Below are 17,852 nucleotides of genomic sequence, written 5' to 3' on the forward strand. Positions count from 1 at the left end.
GTTAACTCGCTCACCAAAAAGCAGCGATGGTAATGCATTTAGTCGCATAACGCACTCACCAGTATTCCATTTCCTGATGCAAAGCCAGTCAGGAGATATTGCAGCAAAGTTTGACCCGGCACGATGCTCTCCAGTTTGTCCAGGCTGCCCGTGATGGCAACCCGGAAGAAAATATCCGTTGCGCTAATGCGCTCAAACCCCCGGGCTCGTGTGAAATTACGTCAGGAAGTAGGCTTGATATCTCGGTTGTAATGATCTTTATACCAACACTTCTTTCGGAAAGCGCCCATCACTAGTCTCTGGGCCGTCAAATACTGGCTGCATCCCTTGCGTGAGTGCCTGCGCAGGGAATATTCATGAAACGCATGCTGTTTAATGCAACGCAGGCTGAAGAGCTGCGCGTTGCCATCGTCGACGGGCAAAAGCTCGTTGACCTCGATATCGAAACCGTTGGCAAGGAACAACGCAAGGGGAATATCTACAAGGGCATCATCACCCGTATCGAGCCCTCCCTCGAAGCGTGCTTTGTCGATTACGGCACCGAACGTCACGGCTTTCTGCCGTTCAAGGAAGTATCCCGTTCCTATTTCCAGGGCTATGACGGTGGCCGTCCGCGCATTCAGGACGTGCTGCGCGAAGGCATGGAAGTGGTTGTCCAGGTAGAAAAGGACGAGCGTGGCAACAAGGGCGCAGCCCTCACCACCTATATCAGCCTGGCTGGCCGCTATCTGGTCCTGATGCCGAACAACCCGCGTGGTGGTGGTGTATCGCGCCGCATCGAGGGTGAAGAACGTCAGGAACTGAAAGACCTGCTCTCCCAGCTGGAAGTCCCCAATGGCATGAGCCTGATTGCCCGTACCGCCGGTATCGGCCGCAATCTGGAAGAACTGCAATGGGACATGGGTTACCTGATGCAGCTGTGGCGTGCCATTGAAGGCGCGGCAGGCTCGCAAAGCGCGCCTTTCCTGATTCTGCAGGAAGGCAGCCTGGTGATTCGCGCCATCCGTGACTACTACCATCCGGACATCGGCGAAATCCTGATCGACACCGACGAAATCTACGAACAGGCCCGCCAGTTCATGAGCCACGTGATGCCCAACATGGTGCACCGCGTGAAGCTGTACAAGGATCACGTACCGCTGTTCTCCCGCTTCCAGATCGAACACCAGATCGAAACCGCCTTCTCGCGCAGCGTGCAGCTGCCGTCCGGTGGTGCCATCGTGATCGACCACACCGAAGCACTGGTCTCCATCGACGTCAACTCCGCCCGCTCCACCAAGGGTGCCGACATCGAGGAAACCGCACTGCGCACCAACGTTGAAGCCGCCGAAGAAATCGCCCGCCAGCTGCGTCTGCGCGACCTGGGCGGTCTGATCGTGATCGACTTCATCGACATGGAAAACCCGAAGAACCAGCGCGAAGTGGAAAACAAGCTGCGCGATGTGCTGAAGCACGACCGCGCCCGCGTGCAAATGGGCAAGCTGTCCCGCTTCGGCCTGCTGGAACTGTCGCGTCAGCGTCTGCAACCGTCGCTGGGTGAAACCAGCCACGAGCCGTGCCCGCGCTGCCATGGCATCGGCTTCATCCGTGGTACCGAGTCCTCCGCACTGCACATCCTGCGCATCATCCAGGAAGAGGCAATGAAGGAAAACACCGGTGCGGTACACGCACAGGTGCCGGTAGATGTTGCCACCTTCCTGCTGAACGAGAAGCGTGCCGAAATTCACTCGATCGAAGAGCGTCTGGACGTGGATGTGGTGCTGATTCCGAACATTCATCTGGAAACCCCGCACTACAAGATCGCCCGTATCCGTCACGACGATCTGGCTGAACTGGGCGATGGCCCGAGCTACCTGCGCGTGGAGGTGCAGGAAGAAGACATCATCACCAACTTTGGTCAGGAAAAGCCGAAGGCCGAACGTCAGGAAGCCGCAGTCAAGGGCATTACCCCGCAACAGCCGGCCCCGGTATCCTCCCAGCCCGTTGCCGCTGTTGCACCGGTGGTGGCCGAGCAGGGCGTGGTCAGCCGCTTCTTCGGCTGGGTGAAGAGCCTGTTTGCCGAGCCGGAAGCTGCTCCGCAGGAAACCGAGAAGAAAAAAACGGCCGCTGCCGGCCAGCGCGAAGGTCAGCGCAATGGCAACCGCCAGCGTAATAACGAGCGTCGTCCGGGCAGCCAGGCTCGCCGTGACCATCACGATCGCCGTCAGGGTGAAGAGGCCGGCAAGCGCCCGACCGAAGCACGTGCCGATGGCGAGCGCCAGGATGGCCGTCGTCAGCGTGGCGAGCGCGGTGATCGACAGGAGCGTCCGGAACGCGTAGAACGCCCGGAACGTGCCGAGCGCACCGAACGCGCAGAACGTCCGGAACGTGCCGAGCGCAGCGAGCAGCCGCAACGCGAGCCGCGTCAGCGCCGCGAACGCGAACCGCGTGAAAACCGCGAAGCGCGTGAGCAGAATGCCCGTCCGCAGACTGAAGAGCGTAGCGAACAGGCTGCACCGCAGGCCGCCGAGAAGCCGTCCCGTCGCCGCCAGCAGACTGAGCGCAACGAAGCCGACAAGCCGCTGGCTGCCGCTCAGGAAGAACTGAACCTGAATGGGGCCGAAGGCGTGGAAGTGGCTGCCGAGTCCGCTGAACAGCAAGAGCGTGGCGAACGTGGTCGTCGTCGTCGTGGTCGTCGTGACCGTCGTCGTGACAATGTTGAAGGTGATAGCACCGCTCAGGTGGCAGAAGCTGCCACTGGTGATGTGACTGCCGAACTGGCTGTTGCTGGCGTGGCTGCCGCTGCTGCCGTTGCGGTGGTTGCCGAAGCGGTTACCCAGCCGGCTGCAGAAGCTGCCGTTGCAGTGGACGCGGTGGAAGTTGCCGCTGCCCCGGTCGAGGTAGCGCAAGAAGTTGTTGCTCCGGCGGTTGCACCGGTTGAGACGGTTGCTGTTGAAGCCACCCCGGTTGAAGCCGCATCCGAACCGGTTGTGCAGGCAGAACAAGTGGTGGTGGCCGAAGTCGCTGCACCTGCTGCAGTTGTCGTTACCGAAGCTGCTGTGGCTGTCGAGACTGTGGAAGTTGCCGAAGTGGCTACCCCGCTGGAGCAGGTCACCACCGTGGCAGAAACCACGCTTGAGCAGGCCGAGGTGGTGGTTGCCGCCGAACCGGCACCTGCCGAACAGCCTGCTGCTGCGCAAGTTGCAGAAGTTGCCGTGAGCGAGCCTGTGGCCGTGGCTCCGGTGGTCGTGGAAACTGTGGCTGCAGCCCAGCCCAAGATCGAAGCCGAATTGCCGGCTGATCTGGGTGGTCTGGTAATGGTTGCCACCAAGGCGGTGTCTGAAGTCGTGGTGCCGCAGGTTGAAGTACCTGCCGGTCCGCGTCGTCGTGATGTGGTACGTCAGACTGAAGAGCAACCGGTAGCGATTGAACTCAAGCAGGTGGAAACCCGCAACAGCTGATGCATTGCATGGCCCCTGCAAAAACTATGTGCAGGGGCTTGACGGTTTTGCAATGAGTTTATAAAATAGCTTACTCTTTAGGCGATTCCCTGATAGCTCAGTCGGTAGAGCGACGGACTGTTAATCCGCAGGTCGCAGGTTCGAGCCCTGCTCGGGGAGCCAACAGATTCAAACAGAAGCCCACCTGCACGGTGGGCTTTTTGTTTTTGTCCCCTGCATCAACTGCTGTGTTTGTCAGTTTCGGTGCGCTTCGCTGGATGAGGCGTAGCTGAAGAAAGCTTCCACCGGCAGTGGTTTGCTGTAGTAGTAGCCTTGGCCAATGTCGCAGCCGGCATGACTCAGAAAGGTTGCCACTTCCTCGCTTTCTATTCCCTCTGCCACGACGGTAAGCCCCAGGTTATGCGCCAGCTGGATGGTGGATTTCACAATGGCGATGCAGCTTTTCTCCGTTGTCAGGTTAGTGACGAAACTCTGGTCTATCTTCAGCTCGTTCACCCGCAGGTCCTTCAGGTAGGACAGGGACGAATAACCAGTCCCGAAGTCGTCAATTGATTGCCGGAAGCCCATCCTGTGCAATTGATCCACCGTCATCATGAATTGGTCTGGCGAGTCGGAAAACGAGCATTCGGTAATCTCCAGCACAATGTTTTCAGCAGGTATTGCATGAAAGGCCAGCAAGTGGCGCAGGTCTGAAATCAGCTCGGGGTCGGCCAGGTTGCGTGCCGACAGATTGACTGAAAAGTGCAGGTTCATGCCTGCTTGCCGCCATTGTGCCGTTTGGCGGAAAAATTCGGACAGCAGCCATTTGGTAAATGGCTTGATCAGGCCTGAACTTTCGGCAACCGGAATGAACTCGGCCGGGGAAATATACTGCCCGCTACCGGTACGCCAGCGCGCCAGTGCTTCTGCTCCCACCAGCCTGCCGGTTTTCAGGTCGATTTGCGGCTGGAAATGCAGGCTGAGCTCCTGCGTGCTCAGTGCATGGCGCAACTGACCAAACAAAAGGTTACGCCGGACAAATTGCTGGTTCAGCTCCTCGTTGTAAATGGATATGTCCAGCTTGTTGGCACGGCCATGCAGCATGGCCTGCTCTGCCTTGAGCCACAGCTCGGCAGGGGTTTGTGCATGCTGGGGGTAGAGTGCAATGCCGATGGTGTTTTCAATGTGGATGGGGTAGTTGTCCACCTGATAGCTCAGCGAGATATCGGACACCGCTTCGGCCAGCTTGCATGGCTGGGTATTTTGCAAATCGGCCTGGTAGAAAAAACCGAATTCGTCGCGGCGCAGCCGTCCCAGGCAGCCTATCTTGCCGTAGCGGTCCTGTAGCGAACGGGCAATGGACTCCATCAGCAAGTCTCCGCCTCTCTCCCCCAGGATGTTGGATATTTCAAACAGCCGCTCCAGTCGCAGGTCAATCACCACAATGGCTTCCTGAGCCGGATTGCACTGTGCGATGGTCTCCTCCAGCAGTACGTTCAGCCGATTGCGGTTGGGCAAGCCCGTGACTTCATCATGCTGGGCCAGAAACTGTAGCTGATCCAGATAGGCACGTGCGCGTGCGGTATTGGTTTCCACCTTGTCGTGCAGCATTTCTTCAAAGCGGGCGCGCACCAGATTGAATGCAGCGGCCATGGTGGAATAAAACAGCAAGGCCGGAATCATCTGGCCCACATAAGCATCCGGGTAATGCCAGGCATGCGGCAGATTGCCAAGCAGCTTTACCGCCAGCCAGCATACGGCCACCCAGGCCAGGCAATACAGCCAGCCAAGGCGTTGTCCCTTGATGAAGAATGCCAGGAATGGATAGGTGAATACCCACAGTACGCCACTGCCTTCCAGTCCCCCGTATACGATGAGTGCGCTGGAAATGAAAATGCCGTACCACAGGATGAGTGATTCCGCCCAGCGAATGGCCCGCTCGATATTCAGCAATAAAAACGCGGGCAGCAAGAACAGGACGGCGACGATGATTTCGGCTTGTGCCAGTTCTTCAAAGTGAAACTGGTAATAATTGACCAGCGCAAACACCAGGGTTACGGGTAAAGCCAGTGCAATGGCGATGACCGCCTGCTTGCGCCTTTCCTCCAAAGTGCTTACCGCTTGTACATTCAATCCCAGCAGTGAGCACACCGTACGTAGCACTGCATCGTAAGTGATGAGCGCTCTGGCAGTTTTGGTCATGATTTCCCCGATCGCATCGACCAAGCACGCTAACAGCGCCAGACAATCCTCATGAACTTCCCTGCCTTGGCTGTTTTGTATATGTCAGGTGGAGTGATGGAGTTGCGGGCAAACAGGACCTTGAAAAGAGCGTGACGTTGCAGTTGCAAACCAATCAACCCATGTACACTTTTATAGCAAAAATAGACAAACTCGGAGCAGCTGAAGCGATGAAATGTCTTGCCATCATCAAACTGAAAGTCATACGCGCTACCAATACGGCTTAGTGCAGCATGGCGTGCTGCACTCACCACATCGGCCACATCCACCGGTAAATGCTGCTGCAATTGCTGGTTTATAGCCGACTCAGGTTCGCTCAATGCTGCCATCCCGGGCAGGGACTTTGCCAGGCTGCCACTCTCTTTCTGTAGCGGGCCTTGCAAACGGATCACGCACAGATAATCGCAGCGGGTGAAGGTCAGGATGTCTTCCACAAACACGCCGCGCGACATCGAGTGAATCACCATCTGCCGTCCGGTCTGGAAGTAGGCCGGGTCATGCCTGACAGCTTCTTTTTCTGCCTCGCTGGCTTCCGTCCAGCCTGCATTACCGCTGGCTACCTTCAGTTCACTGGCGGCCAGTATGCGGTCGGCCTCGGTCAGTTCACCCACGTACAAGGCGGCATGGGAATAATACTGCGCGTCATTTCCGCTATTGCCCGCCATATTGATGAAAGCGCCATCGATGAAATGGTCAAAACCCCTGAGCAGGATATCGCCCGGCTGCAATGGCAGGCCATCCTGCCCGCCTTCAAGCAGACTGCGAATGGCGCGTGCATCAATTTTGTAACCGCCCGGATCCTCCTGCACGCAGTAAGCCATGCTGATTGGACCGCTGCGAAAGCTTGCGTATTTCAATGTCCCTATCCAGTTGATGAGGCGGTCTATCAGGAAATTACCCAAGCCTTTCCAGCCGCCATATTGCGGATTGTCCCAGTAGGTGGGGCGGGAGGGGGGCAGGGCTACGCCAAACAGATTGAGGACAAACAGCAGGATGATGGCCAAGGACATGAAAATGGCGCGGTAAGCGGGCGGCAGCAGCCATGCCAGTAACACAAGCAATGGGCTGAACAGGGTGGTAATCATCATGAAGCGCAACAGCAGATAGGCGGGGCGTGCCAATATGGCCAGCAACAGCAACAAAAACTTGTCGATGATTTTCATGTGCTTTCATTCCCCTCCGGCCATTAATCAAGGCGCAGCATGCTGGTGTGCACCACGCGGGTGTCGGTGTCGATCTGGCGGTAGCGCAGACGGTCGCAATCATCATCGGTAGCGGTGGACGATCCGCCATCAAACGCTTGCGGGATGCCGTATTTCTGACTTTCCGAACTGCAATCAAGCCCGTAATGCATATGACCGAACAGCAGTAATTGCACCCGGTCCTGAATGATCTTGCACAAGGAGTACGCATCCTTTAGCCGGCGGAAACTGCGGGTGACGCCAGCCAGCAGGTGAATGGCCAGATGACCGTCTCCCACATCCGGTGCGACGCTATAGCCGTAGTAAAACGGGTGGTGATGCAAGCACAGGATGATGCGCTTGTCCCTGATGTCGGGCTGGTCCAGCAAGGTGTTGAGTGCTGCCAGCTGGCTGCTGCCCAGATGGCCTTCGGCAAACCAGCGCTGGTACCACACCAGTTCTGCGGCGTTGGAATCCAGCAGGATCAGCACATGCGCAGCATCAAGGTGATGGACTACCGGAAAGCAGGCGGGCTGATCGTGGAAAATCCACTGGTGATAATCATGGAGAAAAGCATGCGCTGCCTGGTTGTTGATGGCCATTGCATTGCCATAGTCGTGATTGCCGGGGCAGAGATACACCCGATAGCCGGCGGCGGACAAGCGGGCTAATTGCTGGCAACCGGCTGCGCGGTTTTCGGCACTGGCGCTATCGATGACATCACCGGTATGAATCAGCAGGCATTCCTGTGGTGGCAGCGGAGGGTGGTCGATCAGTCTGTCTATCAGGCGGGAAAATCGCAGTGCATTATCATTTTTGCCCAGATGCGTATCGCTGATATGGATTAATTTCACGGTTCTACACCTGTCCGGCTGAAATCCGCCTGATTGATCTGGCCAAATCACCTGCTTCACTTATAAGCAGCTGACAAAGCGACTTCAAGGCGAATCTCGGTGCGACCAGCCCTGGCTAGTCCCTTGTTTGCCGTGCCGACCCGCCCTGTCTGTTTTGCCGCAGTGGCTGCAAGTTCTCATCGTCATCATCCGGGCACTCATGTATAAAACAGCAAGCCCTGCGCAATGGACGGCACTTTCCCGGCCGGTCATTTACAGATGGGGCAGGACCAGTCAGAAGCATGTCCAACAATAACAAACCGAAAAGGAAGTCGGAGGATGACAATCAAGCTGAAAATCACGCTGCTACTATCCATTGCCTTGCTGGCACTGCTGGTGGTCAGCGCAGTGGGGCTGTGGCAGCTGAGTGCGGCACAGGCCCGTTTCGAGTACATCAGCAGCAATACCTTTCCCAGTCTGAAAGCCTTGCAAAGTGCGCAAGTCGCCATGTACGACATGCGGACCTCGCTGCGCAACCATGTATCCCATGTGCAGCAGGACAAGAAGCAGGAAGACGAAAAGGCCATCGAAAGCAAGCGCCTGCAGTTTGACAAGGCTGTCGGCCAATATGAGACCGAACTGGCGGTGGATGACACCGACCGGCAGATGGTGAAGCAGGCCAAGGCCGACATGGCGCAATACCGTACTGCCATGGACGAGTTTTTCAACAACTCTCGTTCCAATTACATGTCGGTGGCCACGGCCATGCTGGAGAGCGGCACGCTGTATCAGTTGTCCGGCAAGCTGGAAGCGGACCTGAACAAACTGATCAACTACAACTACCAGCTGGGCAACCAGCAAAACGAAGCCAATCATGCGGCCTATGTGATGGCCAAGTGGTTGCAGATGTCGCTGGCACTGGCGGCCTTGTTGCTGACTGCCATTGGCGGCTGGTGGCTGATCCAGGCCATTACCCGCTCCTTGACCGACATGCAGCACACCATGGAACTGCTCAGCCGGCAGCGGGATTTCAAACTGCGGGTGCGCAACGACAGCAGTGATGAACTGGGTCGCACCGCCAAGGCATTCAATTCTCTGCTGGACAGCCTGCAACAGAACCTGCAACAGCTGCAGCATGGTGCCCAGGATGTGATGGCATCGTCGCACCAGATGAACGAGGCAGCCGATACCATCTTCCAGGCGGCATCCGCGCAGAGCGAATCCTCTGCGGCAGTGGCAGCCACCATCGAGCAGATGACGGTGAGCGTCAATCATGTGGCCGAGCGTGCCGACGAAGCGCAGCGCCTGTCGCAGACATCCAGCCAGCAAGCCGAAGCGGGCTCGGTCACCATCAGTCAGACCATCAGCGATATTCGCGATATTTCAACCGCCATTGCCAGTGCCGGGCAGGCATTGCGTGGCCTGAATGCGCAGAGTCAGCAAATCATGTCGGTGGTGCAGGTGATACGCGATGTGGCAGACCAGACCAATCTGCTGGCGCTCAATGCGGCCATTGAAGCAGCGCGGGCCGGGGAAATGGGACGCGGCTTTGCCGTGGTGGCCGACGAAGTGCGCAAGCTGGCTGAGCGTACTGCCAGCTCCACCCAGGAAATTTCAGCCAGCCTGCAGGCCATGCAGCAGGCTTCAGCAGCGGTGGTGGCGCAGATGAACAATGCCGAGCAACTGGTGGAGGGTGGGGTAAGCCGGGCGGATGAAGCAGACCGGGCCATCCTCAGCATTGGCGAAGCGGCTGCCGGAACCACCGGCATGGTGGCTGACATCTCGATGGCCATCAAGGAGCAAGGCGCAGCCAGCAACAGCATTGCCCGGCAGGTGGAGCGCATTGCCCAGATGTCGGAGCAGGCCAATGCGGTGGCGGCGCAAACGGCGGGTCATGCCAGGTCACTGCGCAGTCAGGCCGAGCAGCAGATGAACATCATCAGCCAGTACCAGCTTTAGTCCGCATAACAACAGGCCATGTCACCGGGCGTGGCCTGTTCATTTACCCCGGTATTCCACCCGTTCCAGCATTTCTTCCACTGCGCGTTGCAGCGCCAGGGCACTGCCATCGGCACCGGGCAGGTCGGCAAAATCGGTCCATTCGCCATAGCGCAGCTGCCAGCCATGGAAGTTGGCCTCATCCATGCGCAGGATGAACTCCGGCACGGAAAACACCTTGCCATCCGCAGTGCTGAGTTGACGATAGACAATGCTGCTGCTGTCCTGGACAAACATGATCTGTTCTTTCGCTGATGGCAAATACGCGCACCTACCATACCCCAGTACAGAACGTCCCGCCAACAAGCATGGCGGATGAGATGGCGCGGCAAAGCTTAAACCCTGCCACTAAAATGGGGGTAGGGGGAGAAACATGCCAATGGTAAGATTGCTTGCATTTTTTAACACGCCCAGCAGGCAGAGCCGCCTGACTGCGCTACGCATGCCATTCCGAGACACCATCCAATGAAACGTCTTTTGCAGTCGCGCTCCGAACTGGCACAGGTCATGCTGCTGTTCCGGCAGGCTTTTTATCAGCTGGCCGGTTTCAGTGCAGTCATCAATCTGCTGATGCTGCTGCCTTCCATCTACATGCTGCAGATTTACGACCGGGTACTGCACAGCCGCAATGAAACCACACTGCTGATGCTGACCCTGATGGTGGTGGGCCTGTACGGGCTGATGTCGGTGCTGGAGATGGTGCGCTCCTCGGTGCTGATTCGCGTAGGTAACCGGCTGGACATGCAGCTTAACTTCCGCGTATTCACTGCCGCCTTCGAACGAAACTTACGCCGTAACAATGGCAATGCCAGCCAGGCCCTGCACGACCTCACCACGCTGCGCCAGTTTCTCACCGGCAATGGCCTGTTTGCCTTTTTCGATGCGCCCTGGGCACCGATTTATCTGGTGGTGACCTTCATGTTCCACTGGATACTGGGTTTGTTCGTGCTGGCCGGCATGCTGATCCTGTGTGCGCTGGCCTGGCTGACCGAGCTATCCACGCGCAAACCGCTGGGTGAGGCCAATCAGGCTGCCATTGCGGCCAGTAACTATGCCAACAACAATCTGCGCAATGCCGAGGTGATTGAGGCCATGGGCATGCTACCGGCGTTGCGCGAGCGCTGGTTCCTGCTGCAAAGCCGGGTGCTGGAAAAACAGACGGAAGCCTCGGACCGTGCTGCCCGCATCGGTGCGGTTTCCAAGCTGATCCGGCTGGCCTTGCAATCGCTGGTGCTGGCAGTGGGAGCGGTGCTGGCCATCCAGAATGAAATTTCCCCCGGCATGATGATTGCCGGTTCCATCCTGATGGGCCGCGCCTTGCAGCCGGTGGAAATGGCCATCGCCACCTGGAAGCAGCTGATTTCGGCACGTGCGGCTTACCAGCGGCTGGATGACTTGCTGACCGAATATCCTGCCCGTATCAGCGGCATGAGCCTGCCGCGCCCGCAGGGCAATGTACAGGTGGAAGGCCTGGTGGCGGCAGCGCCCGGCAGCGCCTTGCCCATCCTGAAAAACATCAGCTTTGCCATGCAGCATGCAGACGTAGTAGGCATTGTCGGCCCCAGTGCCGCGGGCAAATCCACATTGGCGCGCCTGCTGGTGGGTATCTGGCCAGCGCAGTCGGGCAAGGTGCGGCTGGACGGGGCGGATGTGTTCCAGTGGAACAAGGACGAACTGGGCCCCCATGTCGGCTATCTGCCGCAGGATATCGAGTTGTTTGAAGGCAGCATTGCCGAAAACATTGCCCGTTTTGGCAAGGTGGACTCGGCACTGGTGATTGAAGCCGCCACCCGCGCCGGGGTGCACGAAATGATTCTGCGCTTCCCGCAAGGCTACGACACCCGCCTGGGCGATGGCGGCAACATGCTGTCCGGTGGCCAGAAGCAGCGCATTGGTCTGGCGCGTGCCATCTATGCCAGCCCGGCCTTTGTGGTGCTGGACGAACCCAACTCCAATCTGGATGACGTGGGCGAGCAAGCCCTGATCCATACCGTGATGGACCTCAAGGCGCGGGGCTGCACCGTGGTGCTGATTACCCATCGCACCAGCATTCTCAATGCAGTGGACAAGCTGCTGGTGATGCGCGACGGTCAGCTGCATTTGTTCGGCCCGCGCGACCAGGTGCTGTACGCATTGAACCAGGCTACCCAGCAGGCCCTGCAACAACAAGCCGCCATGCAGCAACAGGCAGGCAAGAATCCGGATGAAAGCGTGGCATGAATCTGTTCCGCAAACTGACAGCATTGCGCCGGGATCAGGCTACGCCTGCTACCCCGTCTGCGATTGAACCCTTTGGCCGGGTGGATACCGACGACAAGCGCGTGGGGCGCTGGGGGCTGAAAGTGTTGTTGATTGGCTTCGGCGGTTTTGTGCTGTGGGCGGCACTGGCCCCGCTGGACGAAGGGGTGACCGCCAACGGCAGCGTGATCGTCGCCAGCAACCGTCAGAGCGTGCAGCACCTGACCGGTGGCAGCGTGGAAAAACTGCTGGTGAACGAAGGCGATGTGGTGCGCAAAGGCCAGGCCCTGCTGACATTGAACGACACCGAAGTGCGGGCGCAGATGGGCAGCATCCTGGCGCAGTTCATCACCGCTCGTGCCATTGAGGACCGCTTGCTGGCCGAGCGCGAGGGCAGCGCCAGCTTGCGCTTTTCTGCCGAGCTCGATCAGCTGGGGCAGGAGCTGCCGGGTAATGAAACCCGCGTGCAGCAGGCCAAGCAGCTGCAAACCCAGTTGTTTCATACCCGGCGTGACGGCCTGCGTGACGAACTGCAAGCACAGGATGAAAACATCAAGGGCTTGCAGGAGCAATTGCGTGGCCTGCAAGGCATGAAGGCCGCCCGTGCCGAACAAAGCAAATGGCAGGACAAGGAGCTGGAAGGCATTCGCGACCTGGCGGCAGGGGGCTATGTGCCCAGGAACCGCCTGTACCAGCTTGAGCGTGGCGCGGCGGAAATCCGTGGCCAGTTGGCCGATACCATCTCCAGCATTGGCCGGGTGCAGGATGGCATTGCCGAAACCCGGCTGCGCCAACTGGCGCGCAAGCAGGAATACCAGAAAGAAGTGGAGTCGCAGCTCACCGACATCCAGAAAGAAACCGCTACCCTGCGCGACCGGCTGGCCGCCCAGCGCTACGTACTGCACAACAGTACCATCCGCGCGCCGCTGGCTGGCCGGGTGCTGGGCTTGAAAATCCATACCGTCGGCGGTGTGGTACAGGCGGGGCAGCCATTGATGGAAGTGGTACCGGACAATCAGCCCCTGCTGATCGAAGCCATGGTGGATCCGGCGATGAGTGCCAAGGTACGCCCCGGTCTGCCGGTGGATGTCAGCTTCCCGGCGCTCAACCAGCAAACCACCCCGGTGATTCCCGGCGAGGTGGCCACCTTCTCGGCGGACCGCTTGCTGGATGCCAGAACCGGCATGCCCTACTACCTGGCGCAGGTGAAGGTGACCCCGGCTGGCATGCGGCTGCTGGGAGATCAGCAGGTCAAGCCCGGCATGCCGGCCAGCATTGTCATCAAGAGTGGCGAGCGCACCATGCTGCGTTATCTGCTCAAGCCGGTGCTCGATCGCATGAATCTGGCCTTCAAGGAAAGCTGATGACCGACCGTCCGCTGTTTCGCCCTGCGCTGCTGGCTGCGGCTTGTCTGTTGGCGATGCCTGCCCTGTCTGCAGGCTATGGCTTGCTGGAAGGCCTGCAACTGGCCCGCGCCTACGACGCGCAATATCAGGCCGCCACCGCCGAACGCGAAGCCGGCGAAGCCAATGGCCCGATGGGCCGCGCGCAATTGCTGCCCACCGTCAATGCCAGCTTCAACCGTAGCAAGGTCACCGGCAGCGATACCGCACCGGATTTTACCGGTGCCATCTCCACCTCGCCGCTCAATTACATGAGTCAGGACGCCGCCATCCAGTTGCGTCAGCCATTGTTCAACCTGCAACGCTGGGCGTTGTACCAGCAGGGGCTGGCGCGGGTGGACTACAGCCACGCGCTGTTTGCCCGCAAGGAAAACGAGCTGGTGTTGCGCTATCTGTCGGCCTATCTGGGGGTGTTGCTGTCACAGAAAAACCTGGCACTGAGCGAAGCCAAGCTGCATGCGCTGCAAGCTGCACGTACCCAGGCACAGAAGCTGTTTGATCAGGGTGATGGCACGGTGACCGATATTCACGATGCGGAAGCCCGCATGGCCATGGCCGAGGCGGAATTGCTGGAAGCGCGCAGCATGCAGCAGATTGCCGAACGTACCTTGCAAACCACCACCGGCCAGCGCAGCAGCGAACTGGCCGAACCGCAGGAAGACATCGGCCGCTATCTGGGCCCGGAAGGAGAACTGGCACAGTGGCGCGACAAGGCCCTGGCCAGTAGCCCGGACATTCAGGCAGCACAACAGAACCTGCGTATTGCCGAGCAAGAGCTCAAGCGTAGCCGCGCCGGCAATTATCCGACGCTGGATCTGGTCGCCAGCAAGGACCGTTCCAGTGCCAGTTCGGTCTCGACCATCAACCAGCGCATCAGCCAGAACGTGATTGGCGTGGAGGTGAGCCTGCCGCTGTTCAACGGTGGCTACAATAGCGCCCAGCTGGCCCAGAGCGCGGCACAGTATCGACAGGCGCAGGCGGAACTGGACAATGCCCGCGCCCAGGTGGAGCTGGAAGTCAGCCGGCAGTATTACGGCGTGAGCACCGGGGCGCGCAAGGTGGTCTCGCTGCAAAAAGCGGTGTTCTCCAGTGCCGAGACGGTAAAGGCCAGCAAGCTTGGACTGGTGGCCGGGGTGAAGACGCTGACCGACATCCTCAATAGCGAGGAGCAGCTGTATCAGGCGCGGCGTGATTTGCTGTTGGCACAGTACAACCAGCTGGTGAGCTGGATTGCACTGCGTGCGGCCAGCGGTACCATCGAGCAGGGGGACCTGGCCTTGCTGGACCGCCACTTCCAGTCCGGCAAGCCGCAGTCCTCACCCTGATAGCAGGGCGGGACCAAAACAAAATGGCCTGCTGTGCAAGGACAGTAGGCCGTTTTTGTTGCTGACTGGCTCAGGCTGCGTGCAGATCAGTTGGTGCCAGTTGCTGAACGCCAACCAGCGAGATGGTGGGCGCTGCCTCACCAACCACTCCATGGGTCGCGGCCACGGCACCCAGCGTCAGCGAGAAGGTTTCGCTGGCGGACAGGCCTGCCGTATCGGTGGCTTTCACCGTGATGATGGCCGATTCAGTCTGGTGACCCAGTGTGGCGGTAAAGCTGTCGTTCTGGGAGTTGAAGGTAATCCAGCTCGGCAGGGCCTGGCCGTTGGACTGGCTGGCACCGTAGGTCAGGGACAAGCCTTGCGGATCGGTAAATGTTCCTTGCGGCACGCTGATATTCAGCGTGCCATTGGCATTGAAACCGACCATCAGTGGCAGCGGGTTCACCACCGGTGCCTTCAGTGCCGTGGCGATATCGTTGATGGAAAAGGTTTCCGAGGTGGACAAGCCGGCGCTGTCGGTAGCGGTGAGCTTGACCGAGAAACTGCCTGCCGTGGTCGGCGCGGTGCCGGAGAAGGTTTCGGTCTGGGCATTGAAGTTCAGCCAGCTGGGCAAAGCCTGACCATTGGCCAGCGCAGCCTTGTAGGTGACCGCCAAGCCTTGCGGATCGATAAAGGTGGTGGACGGCAGGGTAAAGCTGAAGGCCTTGCCGGCACTGATGGTTTGCGTGGCGGTCTGTTGGTTCAGTGTCGGGGCAGCATAACCATCGTTCAGGGTGAAGGTTTCCGAAGTGGACAAACCGGCCTGGTTGCTGGCTGTTACTTGCAGTGACAGCGAAGTCGTGGCTGTGGGTGCGGTGCCGCTGAAGGTTTGGGTCTGGGCGTTGAAGCTGAGCCAGGACGGCAGTGCAGCCCCGCTGGCCAGCTTGGCGGTATAGCTCAGCGTTTCGCCTTGCGGATCGGTAAAGGTGCCGGTCGGCAGAGCAATGCTGAAGGTGTGGCCAGGTGTCACCACCTGGGTGGCGGTAGCCTTGGCCAGCGTCGGTGCCAGTGCTGTATCAGTGATGGAAAAGGTTTCGCTGGCAGACAGACCGGAAGTGTCCGTTACCTTTACCATTACCTGGGTGCTGCTGCTGGTGAGCGGCGTAGTGCCGGACAGGGTGTTGGTGCTGGCGTTGTAAGTCATCCACGACGGCAGCGCCTGGCCATTGGCCAGTGTCACCTTGTAGTTCAGTGCCTGGTTTTGCGGGTCGGTAAATACATTTGCCAGCGATACCGAGAAGGCATGGTTGGCGGCAATTGTCTGATCAGCAGTCTGGGCGGTGATGACCGGTGCTTTCGGGGTGACGGGGACCGAGCCGCCGGCATTGTCCACGGTGATGGTATCGCCAGCGGCCAGCAGGGTAGCGAGGCTCACTTCAAAGGTGGTGTTCCAGTACTGGCCGGTCTGGCTGCCCCATGGGTTGCGGATTTCCAGATTGCCATTGGCAGCATCAATGCCGTAAACCGACATGGCGTGGCCGGCCACTAGTTGCACCTTGCCTGCGGCGTCGTAGCTCCAGGTGTAGGACGACAGCACTACATCATCACCGGCAGCCAGATGGGTTTTGAGCGAGCTCAATACCGTAGCATTGCTCAGGCCGCTTTGAGAACCGGTACCGGACAAGGAAGAATTGTAAGTACGGCACAGCCAGCTGGTGCCGCTGCCGCTGTAGTCGGTAATCTGCGAAGCACCGGTAATGGATTCCAGTGCGTAATCAGGCAGGCCGCCGTTACCGATGGCGGTGAAGCTGTTGCCGCTATAGCTGTTGCCGGTGGTGACATTGATGGCCTGCAACTGGGCGTAGGCCTTTTCCAGCAAGGTGGCCCACATATTGGGGCCGGAGTTGCAACCGGTTTGCAGCACATTGTTGACGGTGACGTATTCGGTCACGCCCTTGACGTGGAATGCCACGCCGTAACTGCCATTACCGTTGTCGGTAATCATGTTCTTGATGATGCCGGAATTCTGCATCGCCACTTCGGCAATCGACGACAGGAAGTAGCAATCACCCAGTCGGCCCTGATTGATGTCACTGGCCAGCGGGCCGCTGCTGCCGAACAAGGCTGCCGTGCTGGTGGCGTAGGTAATCTTGACCGTGCTTCCATCAACCGTGGCGGTAGAAGTGGGCAAGTCCGTACCTTGCAGCCATTTGCCATTCAGATTGCTCAGTTGGGCCGCGCTGGAGCCGACAGCCAGATTGCCAAGCGAACTGGAACTGGCCGCGCCACCGGTCCAGCTGCTGTTGGCAGCATTGCCGTTTACCAGCGCATTCAGGGTGTACTGGGAATAGGACGACGCCGTTTCACCTACATTCAGGTTGGTGACAATGGTTTTCAGGTCGTTGAACTGGCTGGTGGACAGCGTGCTCTTGCTGCTGGTCAGTTCGGCAGCCAGGTCGGTCACCATCTTGGCCAGGCCCGCTTCGGTCACGTTGCCGGACATGGCGTTCATGTCGGCTTTCAAGGCGGCATCGGTCAGCGTGGCAATCCAGCTGGGAGCGGTGGTGCTGCCGGTTTTTACCGTGGTGGTCGTGGTCGTGGTGGAAGTGGCCAGGGCGGCAGTGGATGCCGTGCTTGTGGTACTTACGCTTGCTGCACTGACAAAGGGTAGCGCCGAACGCAGCATGGCACCTTGCACAGGTAGCGCAATATCGTGCAATACGTTGTTGGCCAGACCGGTCAATATCGTGTCGGCAGTCTGCGAGCCAGAAGCATTGTCCAGCGGGTTGTTCGACTGGCGAGAGAGGGTATTGGAGGCGCTCATGTGCTTTCCTTCAGTAGTATCCGACAAACCCAAAGGTGCACATGCAGCCACGCATCGCGTAGCGGGCAACTGGCTGACATGGGGGCAAGGCCTCCGGTAGTCCCTTTAGTTTTGCGTCACCGGCTTTCACCGGCTTTGCCTGTAATGAGCTAATTCTAGAGGGGATTTTTCTTTATTTACAATTGTTAATTTGTGGAATGTCGTTGATAAACCACATATTTTATAGGGTTGTTTATGAATGCTATCAGGCCATGAGTAATACAAGGCTGCCAATACACAACCCCCGCTTCCCTGGCTCGCAATGACGTCACTGAAACAGCGCTGAAGTCAGACAAAAACAAACCCCGGTATCCGCGTGTCCTTGAGTTCTACACGCGCTTCCGGGGTCTTGATTCTTGAAACATAGCTGTC

Annotated in this window: 10 protein-coding genes, 1 tRNA gene and 1 riboswitch; of the genes, 6 read left to right on the top strand and 5 right to left on the bottom strand. The window is 58.6% G+C overall.

Annotation, left to right across the window (positions count from 1 at the left end; genetic code table 11):
• Nucleotides 1-356 precede the first annotated feature (356 nt).
• The gene (locus tag JHD62_RS00685) at nt 357-3,440 is read left to right on the top strand and encodes an Rne/Rng family ribonuclease (protein WP_199101356.1); all 3,084 of its coding nucleotides are present in this window, start codon (nt 357-359) and stop codon (nt 3,438-3,440) included.
• An 86-nt stretch (nt 3,441-3,526) separates the two neighbouring features.
• Nucleotides 3,527-3,602, top strand: a tRNA-Asn gene (locus JHD62_RS00690).
• Between the two features lie 72 nt (nt 3,603-3,674).
• On the opposite strand, the gene JHD62_RS00695 is transcribed toward JHD62_RS00690, so the two are convergent.
• The 3 genes from JHD62_RS00695 to JHD62_RS00705 are packed head-to-tail and all read right to left on the bottom strand — an operon-like array spanning nt 3,675 to nt 7,695.
• Nucleotides 3,675-5,621 (bottom strand): bifunctional diguanylate cyclase/phosphodiesterase, encoded by a 1,947-nt coding sequence (locus JHD62_RS00695; protein ID WP_199101357.1) that lies wholly within the window; start codon nt 5,619-5,621, stop codon nt 3,675-3,677.
• A gap of 29 nt (nt 5,622-5,650) precedes the next feature.
• Complete coding sequence (locus tag JHD62_RS00700; RefSeq protein ID WP_199101358.1) at nt 5,651-6,823, bottom strand: hypothetical protein; 1,173 nt, start codon at nt 6,821-6,823, stop codon at nt 5,651-5,653.
• Between the two features lie 23 nt (nt 6,824-6,846).
• Entirely contained in the window at nt 6,847-7,695 is an 849-nt protein-coding gene (locus JHD62_RS00705; RefSeq protein ID WP_199101359.1) for a metallophosphoesterase, read from the bottom strand.
• Nucleotides 7,696-8,013: 318 nt separating this feature from the next.
• Here JHD62_RS00705 and JHD62_RS00710 point away from each other — a divergent pair, with 318 nt between their 5' ends.
• The gene (locus JHD62_RS00710) at nt 8,014-9,633 is read left to right on the top strand and encodes a methyl-accepting chemotaxis protein (protein ID WP_199101360.1); all 1,620 of its coding nucleotides are present in this window, start codon (nt 8,014-8,016) and stop codon (nt 9,631-9,633) included.
• Nucleotides 9,634-9,672: 39 nt separating this feature from the next.
• Here JHD62_RS00710 and JHD62_RS00715 read toward each other — a convergent pair whose 3' ends face one another.
• Nucleotides 9,673-9,909 (bottom strand): hypothetical protein, encoded by a 237-nt coding sequence (locus JHD62_RS00715; protein WP_199101361.1) that lies wholly within the window; start codon nt 9,907-9,909, stop codon nt 9,673-9,675.
• 228 nt (nt 9,910-10,137) lie between these two features.
• Here JHD62_RS00715 and JHD62_RS00720 point away from each other — a divergent pair, with 228 nt between their 5' ends.
• Genes JHD62_RS00720 through JHD62_RS00730 form a run of 3 tightly spaced genes read left to right on the top strand, consistent with a single transcriptional unit; the run spans nt 10,138 to nt 14,638 of the window.
• Nucleotides 10,138-11,892: a type I secretion system permease/ATPase gene (locus JHD62_RS00720; RefSeq protein ID WP_082086466.1), complete on the top strand. Its 1,755-nt coding sequence runs from the start codon at nt 10,138-10,140 to the stop codon at nt 11,890-11,892.
• Nucleotides 11,889-13,274, top strand: coding sequence for an HlyD family type I secretion periplasmic adaptor subunit (locus JHD62_RS00725; protein WP_199101362.1), 1,386 nt, complete (start codon nt 11,889-11,891; stop codon nt 13,272-13,274). Before JHD62_RS00720 ends, JHD62_RS00725 begins: the two co-directional genes overlap by 4 nt.
• Nucleotides 13,274-14,638, top strand: coding sequence for a TolC family outer membrane protein (locus tag JHD62_RS00730; RefSeq protein ID WP_199101363.1), 1,365 nt, complete (start codon nt 13,274-13,276; stop codon nt 14,636-14,638). Before JHD62_RS00725 ends, JHD62_RS00730 begins: the two co-directional genes overlap by 1 nt.
• A 70-nt stretch (nt 14,639-14,708) precedes the next feature.
• On the opposite strand, the gene JHD62_RS00735 is transcribed toward JHD62_RS00730, so the two are convergent.
• Nucleotides 14,709-17,441, bottom strand: a complete 2,733-nt coding sequence (locus JHD62_RS00735) for a putative Ig domain-containing protein (RefSeq protein ID WP_199101364.1) — start codon at nt 17,439-17,441, stop codon at nt 14,709-14,711.
• A 61-nt stretch (nt 17,442-17,502) separates the two neighbouring features.
• Nucleotides 17,503-17,591: riboswitch (cyclic di-GMP riboswitch) on the bottom strand.
• Nucleotides 17,592-17,852: the final 261 nt, after the last annotated feature.

The sequence above is a fragment of the Aquitalea sp. ASV11 genome, assembly GCF_016429185.1.
In the GTDB taxonomy this organism is placed as follows: Bacteria; Pseudomonadota; Gammaproteobacteria; order Burkholderiales; family Chromobacteriaceae; genus Aquitalea; species Aquitalea pelogenes.